4 protein-coding genes are annotated in these 2544 nt (G+C 66.8%); 3 read left to right on the top strand and 1 reads right to left on the bottom strand.

Going from position 1 to position 2544, the window contains the following annotated elements:
- From AC1DY5_RS50945 to AC1DY5_RS50955, 3 genes are all read left to right on the top strand, one after another.
- Window positions 1-851: AMP-binding enzyme (locus tag AC1DY5_RS50945; RefSeq protein WP_478121900.1), on the top strand; the 851-nt coding region annotated here is incomplete at its 5' end.
- A 106-nt stretch (window positions 852-957) separates the two neighbouring features.
- On the top strand, window positions 958-1593 hold the full coding sequence (locus tag AC1DY5_RS50950) for an FABP family protein (protein WP_478121901.1): 636 nt from the start codon (window positions 958-960) through the stop codon (window positions 1591-1593).
- Between the two features lie 111 nt (window positions 1594-1704).
- On the top strand, window positions 1705-2139 hold the full coding sequence (locus AC1DY5_RS50955) for a cupin domain-containing protein (RefSeq protein ID WP_478121902.1): 435 nt from the start codon (window positions 1705-1707) through the stop codon (window positions 2137-2139).
- Between the two features lie 73 nt (window positions 2140-2212).
- Here AC1DY5_RS50955 and AC1DY5_RS50960 read toward each other — a convergent pair.
- Window positions 2213-2544: thioredoxin domain-containing protein (locus tag AC1DY5_RS50960; protein ID WP_478121903.1), on the bottom strand; the 332-nt coding region annotated here is incomplete at its 5' end.

Raw genomic sequence — 2544 nt, forward strand, 5'->3', positions numbered from 1 at the left:
GCTTCAGGCAGGTCACGGGACGCGGCTTGTTCGAGGTCTACGGCATGACCGAAGCCTCGGGTCTGATCGCCATCGACCCGGTGGCCGGCAGCGGCGGCGCCGGCTCGGTCGGCTGGGCGCTGCCCTACACGCGCCTCGAGGTGCGGCGGCTCGAGGCCAGCGGTCGCCTCGGGCCGGCCTGCGAAACAGGCGAGATCGGCGTCATCACCATTTCCGGCCCCCACGTGGCGCCCGGCTACCGGAACCCGGCGCACGACACGGGCGTCTTCGAGGACGGCGTGCTCAACAGTGGCGACCTGGGCTACACCGATGCGCAGGGGCGAATCCGCATCGCCGGCCGTGCCAAGGACCTGATCATCCGCAGCGGCCACAACATCGATCCCCTGATGATCGAGAACGCGATGGCCGCCCATCCGGCCGTGCTGCTGGCGGCGGCAGTCGGCATGCCCGACGCCTACGCCGGCGAACTGCCGGTGTGCTATGTGGCGCTCCGGCCCGGCGCCAGCGTGACCGAGCACGAGCTTCGCGATCATGCGGAGCAGACCATCGGCGAACGCCCGGCATGGCCGAAGCAGATCCACATCGTCGAGGCCATCCCGCTCACCACGGTGGGGAAGATCTACAAGCCCCAGTTGCGATGCGATGCCGCGGCGCGTCTGGTCACGCGGCTGGTCCGCGAGCAACTCGCGCTGCCCGATGCACAGGTGCAGGCGAACGAAGGCGGCCGCCGCGGCATGAGGGTCCGCGTGACCCTGCCGGGTTCGGCCCGGATGTCGGTGCCGCGGGTCGAGAAGGCCCTGGAAGGCTATCTGTTCGAGGCCCAGGTCGTCGCCGACGAGTCGGGTGCTTAGGGGGCCGGTCATCCGATTGCGGCATGATGCCGTCCTCACGCCGCTGCGCCGGGCAGGACCCGCCAGCGGCCGAAGCCCGATCCAACTCCACTTCCCTGCCCAAGCCATGAGCACGTTTCCCGAAGACATCTACACCGAACCCACCGATCTGGACGGCCAGACCCTCGCCAACCTCGGCCCCTTGCGCAGGATGGCGGGCCTGTGGCGCGGCGAGAAGGGGGTGGACGTCAAACCCAAGGCGCAGGGTCCGAAGACGCAGGTCTATGTGGAGCACTATGAACTGCAGCCGATCGATCCCCAGACCAACGGTCCGCAGGTGCTCTATGGCCTGCGTTATCACACCTACATCCACAAGGCTGGGCTGACCAAGATGTATCACGACCAGGTCGGCTACTGGTTGTGGGAACCCGCCACCGGCACCGTCATGCACACGCTGGCGATTCCTCGGGGCCAGGTCGCGATGGCGAGCGGCCGCGTCGATGAACATGCAGACCAGTTCGAACTGGTCGCGACGCACGGCAGCCTCGTGAACGGCATCGTGTCCAACCCCTTCATCGAGCATGCATTCACCACGCTGGAGTGGCGTATCAAGGTCGCCTTCCATGCCGACGGCACCTGGTCGTACGACCAGGACACGGTCATGCAGATCAAGGGGCTGGCCGAACCCTTTCATCACACCGACCGCAATACGCTGACATGGATCGGCGAGCCCTCGCCGAACCCGCTGGCGACGCCGGATTGAGGGCCTCGCAGGACCACCCGGGCTCGGCCTCCGCCGACCCGCCGCCATTTCCAGAGCCGGTCGATTCCGGCATGATGGCCGGCCCAGCGTCACGCAATGGAAGACTGAAAAATGAACGATTCGTCAGCAATCAGCGTCGGCCAGCTGTCCATTCGCTACCTCGTGGACGGGTCGCAGACCGACAGTGTCGGCCTGTTCGAACTCACGGTGCCGCCGGGATCGAACGTCCCGCCTCCGCACAGCCATACCAAGAACGACGAATGCGTCTATGTCCTGGAAGGCACGCTGCGATATTCCGTGGACGCCGAAACGCGTGACCTCGCCGCCGGTGAGGCCATGTTCAGTCCCAAGGGCAGCGTCCACCAGTTCGCGAACCCCTTTGCAGCGACAGCCCGGGCTCTGATCGTGCAATCCCCCGACATCGGCGCCCGGTACTTTCGCGATGTCGCTGAAGTGGCCGGCGCCGGCGGGCCGCCGGACAAAGTGGCATTGATCGCCGTCATGACCCGCTACGGGCTGGTTCCGGCGGCGCCACCCAAGCCCTAGCGTCCCGCCCGACCGGGGGCCGGGGCGACCCATACGCTCGAGACGAGCGCTCCGGCGCCTCGGATCTGACGAGCTACTTCGGCGCCTTGGTGGTGCGCAGGTACGGCAGCTTGATGTCGATGCTGCCGTACTTCTCGCGCGCCTGGTCGTCGTTGAGGGCGAGTGCGACGATGACGTCCTCGCCCGCGTTCCAGTTGGCGGGCGTGGCCAGCGGGACATTGAAAGTCAGCTGCAGGGCATCCAGGGCACGAAGCACCTCGGCAAAATTGCGGCCGATCGACATCGGATAGGTCATGGAGAGCTTGAGCTTCTTGTCCGGACCGATGATGAACACAGAGCGCACGGTGGCGGTGTCGGCGGCGGTACGGCCATCGGGCAGGTAGGCCTCGGCAGGCAGCATGTCGA

Source organism: Variovorax sp. P4_D9, assembly GCF_056401695.1.

Bases quoted from the DNA above. Each gene is read 5' to 3' on its own strand.
- AC1DY5_RS50950 (WP_478121901.1), top strand. From the start codon at position 958: ATGAGCACGTTTCCCGAAGACATCTACACCGAACCCACCGATCTGGAC.
- AC1DY5_RS50955 (WP_478121902.1), top strand. From the start codon at position 1,705: ATGAACGATTCGTCAGCAATCAGCGTCGGCCAGCTGTCCATTCGCTAC.